15 protein-coding genes are annotated in these 22,288 nt (G+C 70.2%); 5 read left to right on the forward strand and 10 right to left on the reverse strand.

The genetic code is table 11. The features are described 5' to 3' along the window. The first annotated feature begins 296 nt into the window (after window positions 1-296). Genes AB0C01_RS02360 through AB0C01_RS02375 form a run of 4 tightly spaced genes read left to right on the forward strand, consistent with a single transcriptional unit; the run spans window position 297 to window position 5,267 of the window. Window positions 297-2,738: a PEP/pyruvate-binding domain-containing protein gene (locus tag AB0C01_RS02360; protein WP_357570009.1), complete on the forward strand. Its 2,442-nt coding sequence runs from the start codon at window positions 297-299 to the stop codon at window positions 2,736-2,738. After that, entirely contained in the window at window positions 2,735-3,400 is a 666-nt protein-coding gene (locus tag AB0C01_RS02365; protein WP_357246089.1) for a hypothetical protein, read from the forward strand. Before AB0C01_RS02360 ends, AB0C01_RS02365 begins: the two co-directional genes overlap by 4 nt. A 51-nt stretch (window positions 3,401-3,451) precedes the next feature. After that, the gene (locus tag AB0C01_RS02370; protein WP_357570010.1) at window positions 3,452-4,024 is read left to right on the forward strand and encodes a TetR family transcriptional regulator C-terminal domain-containing protein; all 573 of its coding nucleotides are present in this window, start codon (window positions 3,452-3,454) and stop codon (window positions 4,022-4,024) included. A 58-nt stretch (window positions 4,025-4,082) separates the two neighbouring features. Next, window positions 4,083-5,267, forward strand: a complete 1,185-nt coding sequence (locus tag AB0C01_RS02375; protein ID WP_357246094.1) for a low temperature requirement protein A — start codon at window positions 4,083-4,085, stop codon at window positions 5,265-5,267. A 44-nt stretch (window positions 5,268-5,311) separates the two neighbouring features. Here the strand turns inward: AB0C01_RS02375 and AB0C01_RS02380 are convergent, their stop codons facing one another. The 4 genes from AB0C01_RS02380 to AB0C01_RS02395 form a co-directional block, all read right to left on the reverse strand. After that, entirely contained in the window at window positions 5,312-6,622 is a 1,311-nt protein-coding gene (locus AB0C01_RS02380; RefSeq protein ID WP_357570011.1) for a hypothetical protein, read from the reverse strand. A 13-nt stretch (window positions 6,623-6,635) separates the two neighbouring features. After that, window positions 6,636-8,162, reverse strand: a complete 1,527-nt coding sequence (locus AB0C01_RS02385) for an alkaline phosphatase D family protein (RefSeq protein ID WP_357570012.1) — start codon at window positions 8,160-8,162, stop codon at window positions 6,636-6,638. Window positions 8,163-8,279: 117 nt separating this feature from the next. Beyond that, window positions 8,280-9,263, reverse strand: a complete 984-nt coding sequence (locus tag AB0C01_RS02390) for a hypothetical protein (RefSeq protein WP_357570013.1) — start codon at window positions 9,261-9,263, stop codon at window positions 8,280-8,282. Further along, the gene (locus AB0C01_RS02395) at window positions 9,260-10,540 is read right to left on the reverse strand and encodes an MFS transporter (RefSeq protein WP_357570014.1); all 1,281 of its coding nucleotides are present in this window, start codon (window positions 10,538-10,540) and stop codon (window positions 9,260-9,262) included. Before AB0C01_RS02395 ends, AB0C01_RS02390 begins: the two co-directional genes overlap by 4 nt. A 222-nt stretch (window positions 10,541-10,762) precedes the next feature. Here AB0C01_RS02395 and AB0C01_RS02400 point away from each other — a divergent pair, with 222 nt between their 5' ends. Further along, window positions 10,763-12,139 (forward strand): DNRLRE domain-containing protein, encoded by a 1,377-nt coding sequence (locus tag AB0C01_RS02400; protein ID WP_357570015.1) that lies wholly within the window; start codon window positions 10,763-10,765, stop codon window positions 12,137-12,139. A 151-nt stretch (window positions 12,140-12,290) separates the two neighbouring features. Here the strand turns inward: AB0C01_RS02400 and mmsB are convergent, their stop codons facing one another. The 6 genes from mmsB to AB0C01_RS02430 form a co-directional block, all read right to left on the reverse strand. Next, entirely contained in the window at window positions 12,291-13,541 is a 1,251-nt protein-coding gene (gene mmsB, locus AB0C01_RS02405; protein ID WP_357246110.1) for a multiple monosaccharide ABC transporter permease, read from the reverse strand. Continuing rightward, window positions 13,538-15,076 carry a multiple monosaccharide ABC transporter ATP-binding protein gene (mmsA, locus tag AB0C01_RS02410; RefSeq protein ID WP_357246113.1) on the reverse strand — a complete coding sequence of 513 codons (1,539 nt, stop codon included), beginning with the start codon at window positions 15,074-15,076 and terminating at the stop codon, window positions 13,538-13,540. The genes mmsB and mmsA overlap by 4 nt, the downstream gene beginning before the upstream one ends. An 80-nt stretch (window positions 15,077-15,156) precedes the next feature. Continuing rightward, complete coding sequence (gene chvE / locus AB0C01_RS02415) at window positions 15,157-16,299, reverse strand: multiple monosaccharide ABC transporter substrate-binding protein (protein ID WP_357246116.1); 1,143 nt, start codon at window positions 16,297-16,299, stop codon at window positions 15,157-15,159. A gap of 428 nt (window positions 16,300-16,727) precedes the next feature. Continuing rightward, window positions 16,728-18,398 (reverse strand): alpha-galactosidase, encoded by a 1,671-nt coding sequence (locus AB0C01_RS02420; protein WP_357570016.1) that lies wholly within the window; start codon window positions 18,396-18,398, stop codon window positions 16,728-16,730. 276 nt (window positions 18,399-18,674) lie between these two features. Then, entirely contained in the window at window positions 18,675-19,661 is a 987-nt protein-coding gene (locus AB0C01_RS02425; RefSeq protein WP_357246122.1) for a LacI family DNA-binding transcriptional regulator, read from the reverse strand. A gap of 416 nt (window positions 19,662-20,077) precedes the next feature. Then, on the reverse strand, window positions 20,078-22,201 hold the full coding sequence (locus AB0C01_RS02430; protein ID WP_357570017.1) for an RICIN domain-containing protein: 2,124 nt from the start codon (window positions 22,199-22,201) through the stop codon (window positions 20,078-20,080). Window positions 22,202-22,288 lie beyond the last annotated feature (87 nt).

Consider the following 22,288-nt stretch of genomic DNA (forward strand, 5'->3'; position numbering starts at 1 on the left):
GGGGTAGAAAATGGGGGTCTTATCCTAACCAGACCGTGCCGTCGCCGAGCCGCGAATGGACTGTTCGCAACTGGGCGAACGCGCTACTCAGAGCGAGTCTCGTGGCTGAGCGCCAGGCGCCCGCTGGCCAGCGCGGTCAGCAGCTCGATCGCGTGAGGCTCGTAGAGCCCCAGCCGCACGGTTTCCGGATCGGGTGTCTCGCGTACGGCGGTGGCCAGCGCTGTTGCATTGCAGTCGCATCGCAAAAGAGGTATGGTCGTTTCAATGCAGTCGCATTGCAACGAGGGTGGGTCGCCATGCACGTGATCGCGTTGTCCGAGGTGACCGCCGCCATGACCGCAGTGGTCGGCGGCAAGGCAGCCGGGCTGGGCGAGCTGATCCGGCACGGCGAGCAGGTCCCCGACGGTTTCTGCGTCACCACCGAGGCGCACGGACTCGGGGTCGTCCCGACGGCCGAGGTCGTCGCCGCGTACCAGCGGCTCGGCGCCGGCCCGGTGGCGGTGCGCTCCAGCGCCACCGCCGAGGACCTGCCGGACGCGAGCTTCGCCGGGCAGCAGGACACCGTCCTCAACGTCACCGGCACCGCCGAGCTGATCGCCGCCATCGAGAGGTGCTGGGCTTCGCTGCACAGCGACCGCGCGACCGCCTACCGCGAGGCCCACGGCATCGATCATCGAACGGTGCTGATGGCCGTCGTCGTGCAGCGCATGGTCACCCCCACGGTGGCGGGGGTGCTGTTCACCGCGAACCCGCTGACCGGGCGCCGCGACGAGATGGCCGTCGACGCCGCCGCCGGCCTCGGCACGACAGTGGTGGACGGCGCCACCGCCGTCGACCACTACCTCCTCGACGACGTCACGCGCGACGAGGCCGGCTGCCTGACGGCGGCCCAACTGGCCCGCCTCCGCGCCACCGGCGAACGGTTGCAGGCGCACTTCGGCTGCCCGCAGGATGTCGAGTGGGCCATCGACGCGGACGACGTGCTGTGGCTCCTCCAGTCCCGGCCGATCACCAGCCTGTTCCCCGCCCCGCCGCCGAGCGGGAAGCCCCTCCCCCGCGTCTACCTGGAGTTCGGGCACGTCCAGGGCATGCGGCAACCGGTCACCCCGATGGGCATGTCGACCCTGCGGGCGCAGATCGCCGCGATGCTCGCCGCGCTCGGGGTGCGGGTCGAGATCGTCGACATCGGCGGCCGCCTCTACGGCGATTTGACCGACCTCGCGCGGGACCGATCGTCCCGTAAGCGACTGGTGCGGCTCCTGGCTGTCGACTTCGGGCCGCGCGCCCAGGCGGTGATGCAGCACGTGCTCGCGGATCCCCGGTTCGCCCCGACCAAGGGCGGCGCCACGCGCGGCCGGGCACCGGGGGCCGCGTCGCTGCGGACGGCCGGCCGCGCGGTGGTGGGGATCCTGCGGGCGCTGGCCCGTCCCGAGGCCGCGCGGACCCGGATGTTCGAGGCGATCGAGCAGTTGAGAGTTCGCTCGGCCGCCCCCGCCGACCTGCGTACCGCCGCCGACCGGCTGCGCTTCGTCCAGGCCACTGAGGCCGACGCCGACGACACCGCCGACGCGATCATGTGGCCGATCGTCGCCGGAATGCTCGCCACCGCGTTGCCGACCGCCCTGCTCAAGGGTGTCGCCGGCCCGGACGAGATCCACGCCGTGCTGGGCGGGATGCCGCACAACATCACCATCGAGATGGACCTGGCCCTCTGGCGACTCGCCCAGGGCGCGGGTGACCACCGTCAGCTCCTGCTCGACACCCCGCCGGCCGAGTTGGCCGAACGCCACCGGCACGGGACGCTGCCCGACATCGGCATGACCGCCTTCCTGGACGCCTACGGTCACCGGGGCGTCGCCGAGGTCGACCTCGGGGTGCCGCGCTGGGCGGAGGATCCCACCCCGGTCTTCGCCGCGCTCGCCAACTACCTGCGGGTCACCGATCCCCGGCAGGGTCCCGACCAGCGCTTCCAGCGAGCCAGCGCGGCAGCGGAGGCGGCGCTGCGGGAGCTGGTCGGGCGAGCCCGCCGTCGGCGGCCGGTGCGGGGCAGCATCGCCGGGTTCCTGCTGCGCCGGGCGCGGTCACTCGCCGGCCTGCGCGAGGCCGGCAAGTTCGCCGGGCTGTACCCGCTGCGCGAGACGCGCCGCCAACTGCTGCTCGTCGGCGCCGACCTGCACGACTCCGGGCTGCTGGACCAACCCGACGACATCATGTTCCTGACCCTCGACGAGGCGCACGCGGCCGTACACCAGGGTGTCGACCCGCGCGCGACGGTCACCTCCCGACGGGCCACGCACCGCCGGGAGCTGCGCCGCCGGAACGTGCCGGTGGCGCTGCTGTCCGACGGCACCGACGTCGAGACCATCCTGCCGGCGGTGCCCGCCGTCGACGGGACGCTGATCGGTGTGGGCGCGTCGGCGGGCCGGGTGACCGGCCCCGCCCGGGTCGTGCACGACCCGGCCACCGCCCATGTCGAACCCGGCGACGTCCTGGTGGCCGCGACCACGGACCCGGGCTGGACCCCGCTGTTCCTCACCGCGGCGGCGCTGGTCACCGAGACCGGCGCGATCATGGCGCACGGCCCGACGGTGGCCCGCGAGTACGGCATTCCCGCCGTCATCTGCGTTCCGGACGCCACCCGGACGATCACGACCGGACAACTCGTCACCGTGGACGGTGGCGCCGGAACCGTCACCGTCCACAGACCGCCGGCTCCCAACCGAGAAGGACGACCATGACCGACACGTTGGCACCGACCAGGACGCGGGTGGGTCCACTGCTGCGCCGGGCCGCCGAGGCCGAGGCCGCGATGTGGCGCAGCCTGTACGTCTGGGCCCGCCGCCGTCCCCTGCCGCTGGGACCGGGCGACGAACCGTTCGGCTACCGGGGCGTGGTCACGCCGATCCTGGGCATCTTCATCGGCCTGTCGGTCGTGGAGATCCCCATCTTCGATGTGGTCGTCACCCACGTGGTGCCGTGGCGGCCGGCCCGCTGGATCGTGCTCGGCCTCGGCATCTGGGGCCTGCTCTGGATGATCGGCCTCCTCGCCAGCATGACGATCCACCCGCACGTGGTGGGCGACCGGGGCCTGCGCGTACGCCTCAGCTCGGGCATCGACATCTGGATCCCGTGGACCGACGTCGAGGCCCTGCGCAAGCGTTACCGCTCGCTGCCGTCGAGCAGATCGGTGCAGGTCGAGCAGGAGGGTGACCGCCGGGTGGTGTCCATCTCGGTCGGCAGCCAGACCAGTGTCGACGTCCTGCTGCGCCGACCGCTGACCTTCGACCTGGCGCAGACCGGGACCCTGCCGATGAACGAGCTGCGCCTGTACGCCGACGACCCGGACGGCCTCCTGCGCAGCGCGCGGGGCGCCCCCGCGAGCGCCCCCGCCAGCCGGTGACCGCGCCGCTGGCGGGCTGTCCGGGCCACCCACTGTGAAACGATCGAGGCCATGCCCAAGAAGGTCGATCACCAGGAGCGACGCACCCTCATCGCGGACGCGCTGATGCGGGTCGCCGCCGATCAGGGCCTGGAGGCCGTCAGCCTCCGCCACGTGGCCGCCGAGGCGGGGGTGTCCGCCGGGATGGTCCAGCACTACTTCCGGACCAAGGACGAGATGATGGCGTTCGCGTTGAGCGTGGTGCGGGAACGCAACCAGATCAGGGTCACCGAGGCGCTGGCGCGACTGGGTGTGGACCCGCCGCCCCGGCTGCTGCTGCGCACGATGATCGCCGCCCTGTTGCCCCTGGACGAGGGGACCCGCGACGACGGGCGGGTGGCGCTCGCGTTCCTCGCCTACACGGCGGTACGTCCGGCCGCCGCGCCCAGCCTCCGGGAGGGCACCCGGCAGCTCACCGGATTCATCGCCGGCGTTCTGCCCGACCGGCACGGCGACGCCGCCGCGGCCGCGGCCGGACTGCTGGCGCTCATGGAAGGGCTCGGCGTCTACCTGCTGGGCGGGCAGTACACCGCCGAGCAGGCACTGGACGCGCTGGACGCCCACCTCGACCTGCTCTTCGCCTGATCCGGCGGAGCTGACCGTTGGCCCCCGGACGAGGGGTGACACCGGCCAGGATGAGCGGATGAGCCGCATCCGCCGGTCCCGGCCGGTGCTGGTCGAGGAGGCACACCGGGCCACCACCTTCGAGATCTTCTTCGACCTGGTCCTGGTCTTCGCGCTGACGCGGCTCATCGGTTTCATGGCGGAGTCGCTGGGACCGCTCACCCTCTACCAGGGGATGCTGCTCCTGCTCTGGTTCTGGTACGCGTGGAGCTGCTACGCCTGGCTGGGCAATCAGGTCCGCGCGGACAACGGCCCCGTGCTGGCCGGAATGCTCGCGGCGATGGCCGCCATCTTCGTGGCCGCCCTGGTGATCCCGGGAGCCTGGCAGCGCCACGACGGCGCGTTGAGCCCGCCGCTCACCCTGGCCATCGCCTACATCGCGGTCCGCGGGGTGCACCTCACCCTGATGACCTACGCCTCGTCCGGCAACCCGCAGTACCGCCGGCAGACCCTGCGCTTCGCCGTGTCCACCACACTCGCCTGGGTCCCGCTCCTGGTGGGCGCCGTCCTCGGCGGGACCGCGCAGACCGTGCTGTGGACCGTGGCGTTCCTCGTCGACTACGGCGGTGGCCGGATCGCCACCGCCGCCAGCTTCGGGGAGGTCCGCAGCGGGGCGCACTTCGCCGAACGCCACGGTCTGGTGCTGATCATCGTGCTCGGTGAGTCCCTGCTGTCGGCCGGGGCCGGTGTGGGCCGGGCCACGATCGCCTGGCCGGTGCTGGTGGCCGCGGTGTTCGGCTTCGCCGCGACCGTGTGCCTGTGGTGGCTCTACTTCGTGGGCGTCGCCCCGGCGGCCGCGAAGGTGCTGACCTCGGCCTCGCCGCGTACCCGCCGCCGTCAGCAACTGGCGTCGGACGCGTACACGCTGGCGCACCTGCCGCTGGTCGCCGGGGTCGTCTACTTCGCCCTGGGCATCCACCTGATCCTCGCGAACCTGACGGATCAGCCCCGACACCCCGCCGGTGAGCCGATGGGATGGCCGGCGACGACGGTGCTCTACGGCGGTGCCGCGCTCTACCTCGTCGGTCGTCTGCTGTTCCTCCGGCTGACCGTCGGCGGCTCGCTGGGCCAGCTCGCCGCGATCGGCGTCGTCCTCCTGTTGCTGCCGGCGGCACGGATCCTGCCCGCGCTGGCCGCCCTCGGCCTGCTGGCGGCCCTCCTCACCGCCCTGGTCCGGTACGAGCGGCCACCCCGGGCCGGCTGACCCCTCCCCGACCGGGAGGTGTCAGACGACCCGGGTCGACGGGGTCAGCTCGCCCTGGTGCCCCGCGCCTTCAGGCGGCGCAGCTCGTCGGCGGACAGCAGCCAGGTCGAGTTCGTCGCGCCCAACCCGAGGAGCACCTGGTCGAAGGCGTTTCCGTCGTTGTCGTCGGTGTAGCACAGGCTCACCTCGCCCCAGGGCGACGAGGCGATGGCCAGGTGCTCCTGCCGACCCGTCGTGGTCTGGCTCAGCGCCTGGGCCGCCAGCCGGCCGGTGGAGGTGCCGTCCGGGTTGAGACCACGCGCCCAGACGTCCGGATTGGCGCCCGACACCGTCCAGCCCACCACCACGTTGTCCTGGTCGTCGATGCCGACCCCGGGTGCGACGGCCCCGGCCCCGGTGGAGACCTGGACCTCGTCGTGCCGGGCGGTGCCGGCGGCGGTGAACGAGCGCGCCCAGACGCCTCGGGTACCGCTGTGGTCGGATTCCCACCCGACGGTGAAGTCTCCGACGACGTTCGCCGCGACCGAGGGGCGCTGCTGCTGCCCGCCGCTCTGCGTGTTGGCGGTCCGCCGCGACAGCACCACCGCGCCGTTGGACCGGGCCAGGCGGGTCAACCCGATGTTGTACGACCCGTTCGCGTCGGCGTCCTCGTCCCAGACCACCAGCGCCTCACCGGTGGCGGACACCGCCACGTCGGGGCGGTGGTGCGTGCCCGTGGTCTGCGAGGCGGTCACCTCGTACCCCTTGGTGGTGGCCGCGGTGTAGCCGGCGGCCTTGACGGTGGCCGGAGCGGTCCCCTGGATGTCCTCCCAGACGACGGTGAACCCGACCGCGCCGGTGGTCGGCGCGCCGTCCGGGTCGACGGCCACCTTCGGCCAGATCTGCTGCCCGGCGTCGCTGGCGTTGGCCTGCCCCGAGCCGAGCACGGTGCCGGTGGGCGACACCACCCGGTACTGGATGTTGTAGACGCCGTTGCCGTCGCCGTCGGTGGCCCAGACCACCACGGCGTTGCCCCGGTCGTCGAGCCCCACGTCGGGGCTGATGTGCCGCCAGGCGGCCCCGCTGGTGCCCCCGCCGGAGAGCTTGAGCTCGTACGCGGGTGTGCCGTCGCGAAACAGTCGCAGGTAGATCTCGCTGTGGGTGTCGTCCTCGGGCGCGGTGCTGTCCCGGTCGTCCTCCCACACCACGGCGACGTGGCCGTTGCGGTTCGTGGCGATGCCGGGCAGGTCCTGGTCACCGGTGGCCACGCTGTTCGCGGGGGTCCAGGTGATCGCCTCGGCGGTGACCGCGATCGGGGCCGGTGCCAGGTTTCCGACCAGCAGGGAGGCGGCGAGCAGTGTCGTGAGTGCGGTCATGGTGGGTCTCCTTCTACCCGGCCTGCAGGCCGGGCTGGCCGTCGAGGATGACGAACGAGCGGGCGGTGGCCGCCGCGGCGCCGTGCTCGGTCACCGTGTTCACCGTGCGGAAGTCCGCGCGCACCTGGCTGCGACCGATCGTGGTCCGCACGTAGCCGCGCCGGTCCGAGTAGAACTTCAGGTGCGGGTTGGCCGCCGCGTTCGGGACCGTGGTGCTGCCACTGCCGTTGCCGGTCGAGGTGATCGAGGTGCAGACCAGTTCGGTGCCGATGGTGGCCGAGGCGGGGTTGGCGTAGTCGGCCTTGAGGTCGTTGGCCCACGACCGGTGCACGTCCCCGGTGAGCACCAGCGGGTTGCGTACCCCGCGCTGCTGCCAGCCGTTCTGGATCCGGCTGCGGGAGGCCCGGTAGCCATCCCAGGCGTCCATGCTCGCCGCCCCGCTCGCGTCGAGCTGTTGGGCGAAGAAGACCTGTTGGCCGAGGATGTCCCAGGTGCCGTAGCGCTGGGCAAGTCCGTCGAGCAGCCACGCCTCCTGGGTCGCGCCGGTCAGGGACCGGGAGGCCAGGTCCGCGTCCGCGCAGACCTTCCAACCGTCCCCGCACGCCTGGTCGTCGCGGAACTGCCGGGTGTCGAGCATGTGGAAGGTGGCGAGCTGACCCCACCGGATGCGCCGGTACAGCGGGATGCTGTTGCCGCTGGCGGCGGACGCCGGCCGCAGCGGCATGTTCTCGTAGTAGGCCCGGTACGCGGCGGTCCGCCGGGCGGTCCACTGGGCGGCGGTCAGCGTCGGGCTGCTGTCGTTGCGCACCATGTTGGCGTAGTTGTTCTCCACCTCGTGGTCGTCCGGCACCACCAGCCAGGGTGCCGCCGCGTGTGCCGCCTGCAGGTCCGGGTCGGACTTGTAGAGCGCGTACCGGCGGCGGTAGTCGGCAAGTGACACGATCTCGGCGCCGACGTGCTGCCGGACCGTGGAGCTGCCGACGCCGCCCTCGTAGATGTAGTCGCCGAGGTGCAGGATCAGCCCCGGGTTGTCCTCGGCCATCCGCCGGTACGCGGTGTAGTAGCCGGCCTCGTAGTGGGCGCAGGAGGCGAAGGCCATCACCAGGTCGCGGCCGAAGGCGCTGGGCGCCGGGGCGGTCCGCGTCCGTCCGACCGGCGAGATCTGGCCCTGTGCCCGGAACCGGTAGTAGTAGTCCGAGTCGGCGGCGAGCCCGCCCGCGATGGCGTGCACGGAGTGCGCGTCGGCGTAGCGGGCGACCACCGACCCGGAGGCGACGAGCGAGGTGAACCGGTCGGTGGTGGACACCTGCCACTCGACTGGCACGTCGGCGTTGGCCATGCCGCCCTGCCCGTCGGCGTTGAGTGGGGACGGTGCCAGCCGGGTCCAGAGGACCACGCTGTCGGGCGCCGGGTCACCGGACGCCACGCCGAGTTTGAAGGGGTACGGCACCGCGGCGCGGGCGCCCTGGCGGGGGGTCACCGCGACTCCGGCGGTCACCAGTCCACCGAGGACGAAGATGCGACGGCTCAACCTTGTCATGGTCAACAGCCTTGAGAACGTCGATGAACGGCGATGGGTGCGGCGCGGAATCCCGCATGACGGGAGGCTGTCCGCACCAAGGCGGTCAGGTGTCCGGGCCGCCCGGCAGCCGGACCGTCAGCTCAGCGGTGCCGGGGACTCCGCGCCCGGGATGGTCAGCTTCGGCGTACCGGACCCGTCGGCCGGGACACTCCAGACGTCGGGCTGGCCGTCGCTCTGGCGTCTCGTGTAGGCGAGTGTCCGGCCGTCCAGCCAGGCGGCCTGGTCGTCGACGCTGCTGGTCTCGGCAGTCGCGGTGACCCGCATGCTCGCCAGGTCGAGGACCGACAGCCGCCAGCCCTTCGCCGGGTCGGCGTCGACGGCCTCCTTGAAGGCGATCCGGGTGCCGTCGGGGGACAGCGACGGGCACTCGACGTTCTCCTTCACCGTCTCGACCGTCCGGGCCGCGACGTCACCGCGGACGAGGTAGCGCTTGCCTGCCGTGGACATGGTCGCGTAGAAGCGGTTGTCGTCGGCGGTGAAGGTGACGCCCCAGTAGTTGACGTCCGGGCTGCGGTAGCTCCGGCCGTCCCGCGTGACGGCGAACTCTTCGAGCGAGGTCACCGTGGCGCCGGTGGTGGTGTCGAGGATCCCGGTACGGGTGGAGAAGCCGCTGGCGGTGTAGGAGTCCCCGCCGACGAACGTCGTCCAGGAGACCATCCGGCCGGAGGCCGAGACCCGGGCCCGGTTCGGCAGGCCCGGCACGCCGACCGTCCGCGTCTGCCGCAGCGCCGCGTCGAGCACGACGACCTGGTACGACCAGGCGGTCTCCGGTTTCAGGCAGACACCGGTGCCGGCCGCGGCGTACACCCGCAGGCATTCCAGGCCGGAGACCGTGCGCGGCCCGGTGGGGTCGGCCGTGGCGACGGTGGACAGGTGCCGGTCGGTGATGGCCAGCAGGCGCGGGCCGGGCGTCAGGGTGACCGCCTGGTCGCCGGAGGCAGGGGGCGGTGTCGGGGCGGGTTCCGCGGCCATGGCCACGTAACCGGCCGCCACGCTGCCCAGCAGCACGGCCGAGGCGACCACCACGCCGATCTTCGCTCGGGTCGACATCGCGGTCATTGGGGCACCTTCCGGGTGGTCAGTCGGGATGGGTCGGTCAGCAGGAGCAGCGTGCCGACCAGCACGCAGGCGACGGCCACGGCCGCCGCGCGGATCGCCGCCTCCGGCCCCCACGCCTGCCAGGCGAGACCGAACAGGACGGAGGAGACGAGGTACGCGAGGGCCTGCCCGGTCTGCACCAGCGCGATGCCGGTGGTGCGCAGCCGTGCCGGCAGCACCGGTCCGGCGAGCGCGATGAGCACCCCGTCGGTCGCGGCGTAGAACGCGCCGTACAGCCCCAGGGTCAGCACGATCAGCGGCCATCCGTCGACCGGACCGGCCAGCAGCAGGTACGTGGCACCGAGGGCGGTGTAGCCGCCGAGCACCACCGGGAGCCGGCCGATCCGATCGGCGAGTACGCCCAGCGGGGCGGCGAGCAGCAGGTAGGCCAGGCTGGTTCCCACCGCGAGCAGCGGGAACCAGCGCAGACCGAGGTCCTCGCGGCGTTGCAGCAGCAGGTAGACGAAACCGTCGCCGATGGTGGCCAGCCCGAGCATCGCCGCGGCCAGCACGAGCCGGCGAGCCGGTCCCCCGCCCAGCAGGCCGAACGCCTCCCGCACGGAGACCGCCGGCTCGTCCGGGCCGGCCGTCGCCTGCTCGGCGGGGCGTTCCCGGACGAAGAGCACGAGCACGACGACGGCCAGCGCGGCGACGCAGAAGCTGGTGACGAAGACCGCGTCGTACGACTGCCCGACGACCAGCAGCACCGCGAACGCGGCGAGCGGCCCGAGGAACGCCCCCACGCTGTCCATCGCCCGGTGCACCCCGAACGCCCGGCCCAGCGCCTCGGGCGGCGTGGACAGCGTGATGAGCGCGTCGCGCGGGGCGTTGCGCACGCCCTTGCCGAGCCGGTCGACGGCGATGACCGCGCCGATCGCGGGTATCGACCGGCCGGCGAGCAGCAGGCCGAGCTTCGCGACCGCCGAGAGGGTGTAGCCGATGCCGGCGATCAGCTTGCGCCGCCGGAACCGGTCGGCGGCGAACCCACCGACGACCCGCAGGAGCGCGGTGGCGCCGGTGTGGACGCCGTCGAGCACGCCGAAGGCCACCGGGCTGAGCTGGAGGCCCAGCACCAGATAGAGCGGCAGGACGGCGGCCACCATCTCGGCGGAGATGTCGGTGATCAGGCTGACCGTGCCGAGTGCGACCACGTTGCCGCTGACCAGGGCGAGTCGTCGACGCCGTGGCCCGGATCCGGGCGGGTCGGCGACCGGCCGGGAAACGGTCGACAGGTACACGAGCATCTCCTCGGGTCGACGACTGACGGTCAGCCATCGTGGCGACCGGGTCCGAAGGGTCGCAAGGGACCGTGGGCGTCAAGCAGACATGCGACGGGTGAACAAGCGACAAACATCGAGGAGTTTCGTTGTTCGAGCGTACTGTTCATCTGGCGGCAGCGCGCCGGTTCATCGGCCTTCCTACATTCCTTGCGCTCTCCACCCGCAGAGAAGGGATCCTGGATGGACATTCGAATCACCCGCCCACCGCTGACGCTGGGAACGGTCGCGGTGCTCGTCGTCGCCAGCGCCGCCGTCGTCCTCACCGGCTCGGTCGCGGCGTCGGCGGCGAGCGTGACGTTCACGCCGGTCGCCGACACCTACGTTCAGAGCGACACGGCCGCCACCAACTACGGCACGTCCACGCAGGTCGTGGTCGACAACTCGCCGGTGCGGCGCTCGTTCCTGCGCTTCACGGTGAGCGGGGTCAGCGGCACGGTGACCAGCGCCAAGCTACGACTGCGCACCATCAGCGGCAACAGCGGCAGCGATGCCGGCGGCACGTTCCGCCGGATGTCCAACACGACGTGGTCGGAGACCGGCACCACCTGGAACAACCAGCCGACGATCGACGGGGCCACGCTCGGCACCATCGGCGCGGTCAGCGGCAACACCTGGTACGAGGTCGACGTCACGGCCGCCGTCACCGGCATCGGGACGTACAGCTTCGGTGCGACCTCCGCCAGCGGCGACGGCGCCTACTACGACACGCGCGAGAGCGGCGCGGACGCCCCGCAGTTGGTGGTCGCGACCGGCACCACCACACCGCCGTCCGGGGATCCGGTGTTCGTCGGTGCCGGCGACATCGCCGACTCCGGCTCCGGCGACAGCGCCACCGCCACGCTGCTCGACAACATCCCGGGCACGGTCTTCACCACCGGCGACAACGTCTACGACAGCGGCACCGCGTCGCAGTTCAGCAGCTACTACGAGCCCACCTGGGGTCGGCACAAGTCCCGCACCCGCCCGTCCCCGGGCAACCACGACTACAACACGTCGGGCGCGACCGGCTACTACAACTACTTCGGTACGTCGGCCGGCCCGAGCGGGCGCGGCTACTACTCGTTCGACCTCGGCAACTGGCACGTCGTGTCGTTGAACTCGAACATCAGCATGTCCGCCGGCTCGACCCAGGAGCAGTGGCTGCGGGCCGACCTGGCCGCCAGCAGCAAGCCGTGCACGATCGCGTACTGGCACCACCCGCTGTTCACGTCCAGCTCCAACCACGCGCCGTCGACGTCCACGCGTCCGCTGTACCAGGCGCTCTACGACTACAACGCCGACGTCGTGGTGTGGGGACACAACCACGTGTACGAGCGCTTCGCGCCGATGAACCCGTCCGGCGGCGCCGACACCAGCCGGGGCATGCGCAGCTTCGTCGCCGGCATGGGCGGTGCGAGCCACTACGGCTTCGGCACCATCCAGCCCAACAGCGAGGCACGCAACAGCTCGGCCTGGGGAGTCCTGAAGTTCACCCTGCACTCCAACAGCTACGACTGGCAGTTCGTACCGGTGGCCGGCCAGACCTACACCGACAGCGGCACCGCCAACTGCCACTGACCGCGTGACTCCGCCGATCTTGCACTTCCTGTCCCGACTTTCTGCTGCATAAGCCGCAGATCGCCGACACAAAGTGCAAGATCGCGGAGTTGGTCGGTACGACCGTGGCCCCTGACCGCAGAGCAGTCAGGGGCCACGTTCGGTTCCGGCGTCAGCGGGCCGTGCCGGCCCGGCGCTTGTTGTAGACGTCGAAGGCGACCGCGACGAGCAGGACGAGGCCCTTCACCACCGACTGGGTCGACTGGTCGATGCCCATCAGCTGCATGCCGTTGCTCATCACCGCCATGATCAGACCGCCGACCATCGCGCCCACCACGGTGCCCACCCCGCCCGTGACCGCCGCACCGCCGATGAAGGCCGCGGCGATCGCGTCCAGCTCGAACATGTTGCCGGCGGCGGGCTGAGCGCCGTTCGACCGCGACGAGTAGATGACGCCGGCCACCGCCGCCAGGAAGCCCATGTTGACGAACATCCAGAAGTTGACGGTACGGACCTTCACCCCGGACAGCGCCGCCGCCGACAGGTTGCCGCCGATCGCGTAGACCTGGCGACCGAAGACGGTGCGCCGGGTGAGCAGGCCGTAGACCAGGACGAGCACCGCCAGGATGATCAGCACGATCGGCAGGCCGCGGGCGTGCGCCAACTGCCAGGCGAAGTACATGATGACCGCGCCGACCAGCACGACCCGGGCGACGAACAAGGGGAACGACTCGACGGGCTGCTGGTAGCGGATGCGCGCCACGCGGGTGCGGAAACCACTCACCGCGTACCCGGCCACGGCGACCGCGCCGATCAGCAGCGTGAAGGCGTCGAAGCCCTGCCCGCCGAGCAGACCGTTCAGGAAGCCCGCCGCGACCTTCTGGTATTCGGCCGGGAACGGCGACAGCGAGATGTTGTCGAGCACCCGGAGGGTGAGACCCCGGAACAGCAGCATCCCGGCCAGGGTCACGATGAAGGCCGGAATGCCGGCGTACGCCACCCAGAAGCCATGCCACGCGCCAACCGCGACGCCGACGGCGATCGCCGCCACGACACCTACCCACCACGGATAGCCCTGCTGGATCACCAGTACGGCGGAGACCGCTCCGGTCAGCGCGACGACCGATCCGACCGACAGGTCGATGTGCCCGCCGATGATCAGGATGACCATCCCGATCGCGAGGACCAGGATGTACGAGTACTGCAGGACGATGTTGGTGATGTTGCCGGGGCTCAGCAGCACCCCGTCGGTCAGGATCGCGAAGAACGCGACGATGACGACCAGGGCGACGTAGATCCCGCTCTGCCGCAGGTTGTTCAACACCAGCGCCCGCAGGTCGTTCGTCCCGCTGTGCAGTGCGGCGGCGGGTGTGCCGTCCGGAGTCGCCGGACTCTCCGTCGGAGGGGTCTTGATGGTGGTCACGCCACGAGCTCCTTGTCCTTGGTCATCAGCTCCATGAGGCTCTCCTGGGTCGCCTCGGCCACCGGCATCTCACCGGTGATCCGGCCGGCGGAGAGGGTGTAGATGCGGTCGCACATCCCGAGCAACTCCGGCAGTTCCGAGGAGATGACGATCACCGCCTTGCCCGCGGCCACCAGCCGGTTGATGATCGTGTAGATCTCGTACTTCGCGCCGACGTCGATCCCCCGGGTGGGTTCGTCCAGGATCAGCACATCCGGGTCGGTGAACAGCCACTTCGACAGGACGACCTTCTGCTGGTTGCCGCCGGAGAGCTTCCCGACCACCGCCATGACGCTCGTCGTCCGGATGTTCATCTCCCGCCGGCTGTCCTCGGCAACCTTGATCTCCTCGTTGCCGTTCACCCAGCCCAGGCGGGACAGTCGGTCCAACGCGGCGGCGGAGACGTTGCGGCGGACGTCGTCGATGAGGTTGAGCCCGTACCGCTTGCGGTCCTCGGTGACGTAGGCGATGCCGTTGTCGATCGCCTCGGCGACGGTGCGTGCCTGCACCTCCCGACCGCGCACGAAGAGTCGGCCCCGGATGTCGCGCCCGTACGACCTACCGAACACGCTCATCGCCAGCTCGGTGCGCCCCGCGCCCATCAGGCCCGCGATGCCGACGACCTCGCCGGCGCGGACGGACAGGGCGACGTCCTCGACGACCATCCGGTCCTGCACCGGGTGCCGCACGGTCCAGTCCTCGATCCGGAGGACCTCCTCGCCGGGGGACGACTCGCGGTCGGGGTAGAAGCTGTCCAGGTCGCGCCCGACCATGCCCCGGATGATCCGCTGCTGGGTCACCTCGTCGGAGCGCATGTCGAGGGTCTCCACCGCGCGCCCGTCCCGGATGACGGTGGTCGAGTCGGCGATGGCGGTGATCTCGTTGAGCTTGTGCGAGATCATGATGCAGGTGATGCCCTGGTCGCGGAGCGCCCGCAGCAGGTCGAGCAGGTGAGCCGAGTCGATGTCGTTGAGCGCGGCCGTCGGCTCGTCCAGGATGAGCAGACGCACCTTCTTCGACAGCGCCTTGGCGATCTCCACCAACTGCTGCTTGCCGACGCCGAGCTGGATGACCGGGGTGACCGGGTTCTCGTGCAGCCCGACGGACGCCAGCAACTTGGCGGCGTCGGCGTTGGCCAGGTTCCAGTCGATGAGCCCGAGGCGGTTGCGCCGTTCGCTGCCGAGGAAGATGTTCTCCGCGATCGACAGGTACGGCACCAGGGCGAGCTCCTGGTGGATGATGACGATGCCGTTGGCCTCGCTGTCGCGGATGCCACGGAACTGCATCGGCTTGCCGTCGAAGAGGATCTCGCCGTCGTACGAGCCGGACGGGTAGACGCCGGACAGCACCTTCATCAGGGTGGACTTGCCGGCGCCGTTCTCACCGCAGATGGCGTGGATCTCCCCACGGCGCACTGCGAGGGTGACGTCCTCCAGCGCGGTCACGCCGGGGAAGGTCTTGGTGATGCGACGCATCTCGAGGATGGTGTCGTCCATGGTCACTGTCCTCCGTCAGGTCTGGACACGGTACGCCCAGACGTCGGGCCCGGCGGCGACCGCCGGGCCCGACGATAGGCTTACTTCTTGGCCTGACCGGCGGCGACCTCTTCCGCCGTCCAGTAGCCGGAGTCGATCAGCGCGGTCTTGATGTCGTCCTTGTAGACCGTGACGATCGGGAGCAGGTACGACGGGACGACCTTGACACCGTTGTTGTACGTCTTGGTGTCGTTGGCCTCCGGCTCCTTCTTCTGCAGGAACGCCTCGGCGGCGTTCACGGCCTGGTCGGCCAGCAGACGGGTGTCCTTGAAGACCGTGGAGCTCTGCACGCCGTCGTTGATCAGCTTGATCGAGGCGATCTCGGCGTCCTGGCCGGTCACCACCGGGAGCTTCTTCGCGCCGGTGCCGTAGCCGGCGTTCTGCAGGGCGGTGATGATGCCCCGGGAGATGCCGTCGTACGGCGACAGCACACCGTCGACCTTCGAGCCGTCGTTGTAGCTGGAGGTCAGCAGGTTCTCCATGCGCTTCTGCGCGGTCTCCTGCTGCCACCGCAGGGTGGCGACCTGCTCGGGGGTGGTCTGCTTGGACTTGACGACGAGCGTGCCGTCGTCGACGAACGGCTTGAGCGTGTCCATCGCGCCGCTGAAGAAGAACTGCGTGTTGTTGTCGTCCAGCGAGCCCGCGAAGAGCTCGACGTTCAGCGGCCCCTTGGCGGTGCCCTTCGAGCCGTCCTTGTTCAGCAGGCCGAGCCCGACGAGCAGCGCGGTGCCCTGGGCGACGCCGACCTTGTAGTTGTCGAAGCTGACGTAGAAGTCGACGTCCTTGCTACCGCGGATCAGCCGGTCGTAGGAGATGACCGGGATCTTCGCGGACGCGGCGGCCTGCAGCTGGCTGCTGAGCGCGGTGCCGTCGATCGCCGCGATGATCAGGACGTCAGCGCCCTGGGTGATCATCTGGTCGACCTGCTGCGACTGGGTGGGGATGTCGTCGCCGGCGTACTGGAGGTCGACCTTGTAGCCCTTGCCCTCAAGCTTGGACTTCACCGCGTTGCCGTCGGCGATCCACCGCTCCGAGGTCTGGGTCGGCATCGACACACCGATGGTCAGGTCGCCAGGCTTCGCGCTGCTCTTGTCGTCACCGCTGCCGGCACCCCCGCCACTGCACGCTGCCATACTCAGCGTCAGCATCGCGCCGCCGAGAGCAACCAGGAATCTCCTGCCCACGGGCTTCTCCTCTCTGGACTCCCCCGTCGAGTGCCGGGGCCAAAACTGTCACCTTTCGGGGTAGTGTTAGCGCTCACATCCGGCACGTCAACACTTGATCCGAAATACCGGTGTCACGGTCTCGTAACGGAGGCGTCTCCACGGACGGGACCAGCGCTCGGAGGTGCCCGGACCTGGGAGCACAGCGGTGACCGGCGCCGGAGCGAACAGCCGTCGGGCGGGACCGTCGACCGCGCCGAACCACCCGGCCCGGACCGCCGCCGCGCACGACCGCCGCGCCAGAACGGCCGCGGCGTGGCAGAACCGCCGGCCCGGCCGGCCGGCGGACGCGACGGTGCCCGCGGACGACGGGGGTCGTCCGCGGGCACCGGGGGTGGAACCGGATCAGGTGGGCTGCCGCGACCTGGTCGGTCGACGGGCCCGGTCGGCTATCGCTGCGTCCACCGCTGGTTGGCCGCCGCGGTGCAGTTCCAGAGGATCACCGTGGTGCCGTTGGCCGTGCCGTTGCCGTTGACGTCGAGGCAGAGCCCGGACTGGGCGCCGCTGATCGTGCCGTTGGCGTTGATGGTCCACCGCTGGTTGGCCCCACCGTTGCAGTCCCAGATCTGCACCTTGGAACCGGCCGCGGCGTTCGTGGGCGCGTCCAGGCACTTGCCGAGCGCCTGGAGGGTCTGACCGTTGACGGTCCAGCGCTGGTTGGCGGCACCGTTGCAGTCCCAGATCACCGGCTGGGTGCCGTTGGTGGTGTTGCTGTTCGGAACGTCCAGGCAGCGGCCGGAGGCGGCGCTGGCGAGCGCGCTCGACGTGCCCGGCGGCGGGGTGGTCGGCGGCGTGGTCGTCGGAGGAGTCGTCCCCCCACCGCTGACCCGGTAGACCACCGTGCCGTGCGCCGGAACGCTGGCGCTGATGGTGCCGCTGCTGGAGGTGGTGGCACCGGACCACGCCTCAACCAGCGTGAACGAGCTCCCGGACTTGCCGACGGCGGCGGCCGTGGTCGAGATCGTCGTCGTCGAGCCACCCTGGTTGAACAGGGCGACGGCGACGTCACCGTTGGCGAGCCGCTTGGCCAGCACCCGGCGGGTGCCGTCGAACGACACCTGCGTCCCCTGCAACCCGAGCGAGTCCTGGTTGATCGCGATCAGGTTGGCGTTCTTGAGGATGGTCTGCGTCGCGGAGTTCATGTTCCGGACGTCGTTGCCGGCGATCAGCGGAGACGCCATGATCGCCCACATGGCGAAGTGGCTGCGCATCTCCGTGTCGTTCATGCCGCCGCGACCGACCTCCATCATGTCCGGGTCGTTGAACCCGCCCGGCCTCGCGTAGGACGCCAACGGAACGGTCACGTTGATGATGTTCTGGATGCCCATCGGGTAGCCGTTGGTCTGGCCGGTGTCCCAGGCGTTGGTGATGTCCTCGGTGGTGCGCCACATGTTGGCCACGTCGCCCCAGTTGCGCTGCGGGCCGGTCTTGGCGTGGATGCTGTTCGAGTTGATGCTGTAGACGATCGGTCGGCCGGTGGCGGCCAGCGCGTCACGCATCTTGGCGAAGGTCGCCACCTGGTCGTTGATGCTGCCCTCCGGCGAGCACCAGTCGTACTTGAGGAAGTCGACGCCCCAGGCGGCGAACTGGCGTGCGTCCTGCACCTCGTGGCCCCGGCTGCCGGTTGCTCCGGGGTAGGCGCCGAAGTACTGGGCGCAGGTCTTGTCGACGGGCACCTGGTAGATGCCGAACTTCAGGTCCCGGGCGTGCAGGTAGTCGCCGAGCGCCTTCATCCCGCTGGGGAACCGGGTGGGGTCGCCCTGGATGTTGCCGGAGCTGTCCCGGTTGGGGTTGAACCAGCAGTCGTCGACCACGACGTAGTTGTAGCCCAGGTCCCGCATGCCGCTGCTGACGATCGCGTCCGCCGTCTGCCGGATCAGCGCCTCGTTGATGTTGCAGCCGAACGAGTTCCACGAATTCCAGCCCATGGGGGGAGTACGCGCCACCCCGTTGTCCAGTGCCTGCGCCGCCGGGGCGCGGAGGCCGACCAGAGCACCGGCGACAAGCACTCCGGCCGCCAGTACGCTCCCCCAGCGTCGACCTCGGGTGATGCGGTTCATCGAGCCTCCTTGTCGGTGGCGCCCGCCCGTGACTACGATCTGACTGGTGGGGCGATAGCTGGACGCCAAATCTTGTTAGCGTTAACAGAGACGTCCATCATGTTACGGCCACATTTCACGAGGTTCAATACTTCGTCGGTAGTTGCATTGCCCTCGGTCGATGAAAAAAATCAGCTCCCGATTGAGCGGCGTCTTACCGACGGTGACGAGCCAGCAGCACGGCGAGGTGCGCGAACGCCGGTCACTCCGCCCAACAGCCTTCGGCTGGGACCGACGTCAACTCCGCGGTGGGGCGACGCTCTCGCGGGCGACCAGGGCCGGGGCGATGGTCTGCCGCATTGCCCCGCCGGTGCCCGTCTCGATCTGGGCCAGCAGCATCTGCAGGCTCGCCCGCGCCACCGCGTCGAAGTCGGGGCGGACAGTGGTCAACGGCGGAATGAAGTACGCCGCCTCCGGCACGTCGTCGAAGCCGACCACGCTGATGTCGTGCGGTACCCGTCTGCCGAACTCGTGCAACGCCCGCAGCACGCCCAGCGCGAGATGGTCGTTCGAGGTGAAGACCGCCGTGACCTCCGGCATCCTCGCCAGCATCTGCCCGCACCGGTAACCCGATGCGGCGGACCAGTCCCCCGGCATCAGCGGCGGCGGGTCCACCCCGGCCGCCAGCAGCGCCTCCCGCCAACCGTCGATCCGGCCGACACTGTCGAACCAGTCGAACGGCCCGGAGACGTGCCAGACGGTGCGGTGCCCCGCGTCGAGCAGATGCTGGGTCGCCGCCCGGGCGCCCGCCACCTGGTCGACCGTCACCAACGGGACCGGCCGGCTCGGGTCGCCGTCGACCGTGACCAGCGGGACATCCTGCGGCAGGTGTTCCAACGCCTCACCCGCCGACTCCACCGGCGCGATGACCACGATGCCGGCGACCCGGTGCGACAGGTGTCGTTCGACGGCGGCCGAGATGGAGCGGTGGTCCAGGTTTCGCACGCTGCCGACACTCACCGCGAAACCCTCTTCGGCGGCGGTCTGCTCCAACGCGGCCAACATCGAGGCCGGACCGTAGAGCGTCGTGTTCTGTGCGACCACCCCGATGACCTGGGATCGGCCGGTCACCAGGGCACGAGCGGCGCCGTTGGGGCGATAGCCGAGTTCGGCGATCGCCGCCCGCACCCGAAGCCGGGTCTGCTCACGAACGTTGGGGTGCCCGTTGAGCACCCGCGACACCGTCTGATGGGAGACACCGGCCAGACGAGCGACATCTGTCATCGCGGGACCGTGGACGGCCATTTCACTCTCCCCGCTACGTCTCCGGCCCGCGGCCCGTCGACGTCGACTGGAGCGGCCCGGCCCGATCCCCCTCGCTCAGCCACCACGCCGGTGCTGAATCCCAGGTGACCAGCGCTGAATCGCCGTCAGTCTACGCCAGCATCCGCTTCGAATACGGGACGGCTGTGCCCGGATGTGCTACGCATCGAAAGCCGCGCAAGGCTTTTCCCACGCGCCGTACGCGGGCATCCGGCTCGCGGTTACGGGCTGCGGTGGCTCGCCAGCCTGCTCCACGCTCCTGGAGAGAGCGTGGAGCAGGGCCGACTGGAACATGACCTGGTGGCGCCGACTCCATGTGCCGGCTGGGCCGGCGCTCGTCGACGCCACCGGTCAAACCGATCGCTGTGTGACCGGCGTCACGGCGTCGTCAGGTCGAATCGACGGACCGTGACCGCGCCGCCGAGCGCCGACGTCGCGTGGTTGAAGATGGCGAACCGGTAGCCCATGAAGAACTGCCAGTTGTTCGCCAACGTCAGGGTGTTGCCGAACGAGGTGAAGTTGACCCCGTCCGTGCTGTACGAGAAGCGGGCCTGCCGGCCGGACCCGGGTCTGATGTCGGCGTTGGCCCGCAACCAGATCCGGCCACCGGAGACCGCGGTGCTCGCCACCTCACTGCCGGTGCTCGTGGTGTTCCAACTGCCGTCCATCGTGAGCCCGTTCTGCATCACCAGACGGGTGGATCCGTTGTCCCGCCGGACCCCGATCCAGGCCGACGAGTTGCGCAGCACCGCCAGGCCGGTGCGATCTCCGTCGCGCATCGTGGAGTAGTCCAACTCGATGGTGGCGGTCGAGGTGGGTCCCTGGATCCGGTGGGTCAGCGTGTTGCGCGCCTTGTACAGGTCGCCGGTGACGGTGGCGGTCTGCAGGTTCAGCCCGTTGTTCACCGACCACTTGCTGTTGTCGGGGTTGTGGTTCCACTCCCACTGCGGACCGAGGGTGGTGCCGGCGAACGTGTCGGTGCCGGTGAGCGGCTTGACCGCTCGCGGCGGCGCCGGCAGGTTCGGCTTCGGGTACGTGGTGCCCCACGTGCCGTTGACCGTCTGCAGCACCGGCCAGCCGTCGCCGGTCCACGTGATCGGGGCCAAGGCCGGCATCCGACCACCGGGGTACGCGTCGACGAAGGACATGTAGTACCAGTCGCCGTTCTGGGTCTGCACCAGTCCGCCCTGGTGCGGCACGCCGCCACCGGAGATCGGGCCGGGCAGGTTGAGCAGCACCTGCCGCTGCTCGTACGGGCCGAACGGGCCGTTCGTCGACTTCAGCACGTACTGGCCGTTGGCCGGGCGGGTGAGCCAGATGTAGTAAGCGCCGTTGCGCTTGTAGAAGCGGGCGCCCTCCAGCGTCCCGATGCTCGACGGCGTCTGGTACACCTGCTGGGCGCGGACCTGCGACTTCCCGTCCGCGGACAGCTGGGCGACGCTGATGGTGCCGTTGCCGTACGCGACGTACGGGGTGTCGTTGTCGTCGAACAGCAGGCCGGCGTCGTAGTAGCAGTTGGGGATGGTGGTGTGCTTGCTCCACGTGCTGTCGACGGCGGACGCGGTGTAGATGTGGGTCTGCGCGAAGTCGATGCACCCGGCCCAGTAGTACGTCTTGTTGCTCGGCCGGTAGTTCAGCGTCGACGCCCAGATCCCGTCGACGTACGCGTTACTGCCGCCGCTCATGTCGTACTTCGAGCCGAAGTCGAGCTTGGGCACCGAGTGTCCGGCGAACTCCCAGTTGACCAGGTCGTACGAGCGCAGCACCGGCGCGCCCGGCGAGTAGTGCATGGTGGACGCCGACATGTAGTAGGCGTTGTCCACCCGGATGATGTCGACGTCGGCGAAGTCCTGCCAGACCACCGGGTTCGTGTACGTCCCGTTCGACGGGGGCGGCGTGGTGGTGGGCGGTGGCGTCGTGGGGTTGGTCCCGCCGTCGACGCGAACGAGCTGCCACTGCTGGTTGGTGCCGTTCCAGTCGGCGTACTGCACGATGTTGCCGCCGTCGGCGGTCGAGGCGCCCTGCACCTCCATCGCCTTGTTGCTGTTGCGGTTGATCAACCGGACGTACCCGCCGTCCGAGTCGGCCAGCCGGAACTGCTGGTTGGTGCCGTTGTTGTCAGACCACTGCACGATCGGCCCGCCGTCGGCGGTCGAGCGGCCGGAGACGTCCAGCACCTTGCCCGACAACCTCGACTTGAGCCGGTAGTAGCCGCTTCCGGAGTCGACGAACTGCCACTGCTGCTGGTTGCCGTTGTTGCGCGTCCACTGGGTGATCCGCGCGCCGTCGTTCGTGGCCATGTTGTACACGTCCACTGCCTTGCCACTGTTGCGGTTCACCAACACGTACCACGCGCTGGTGTCGACCGTGGCCGCTGACGCGGGCGACGAGGCGACGGCCGCAGCCGCGCCACCGACCACCAGCACCATCGCGGCGACGGCGAGTCTCGTAAGCCACCCACGCCGTGGTGCACCCCGGGGAACCCGACCGATGGAAAGCATGATCCTCCTCTGCTGACGCGAACCGTGCGGTCTGGGTCGGCGTCCGCGGCACCGGGCGGGGCACCGAGCTGACCACGCCCGGCCATG

Origin of the sequence: Micromonospora sp. NPDC048905, from assembly GCF_040649655.1 — a bacterium.
GTDB lineage: Bacteria > Actinomycetota > Actinomycetes > Mycobacteriales > Micromonosporaceae > Micromonospora.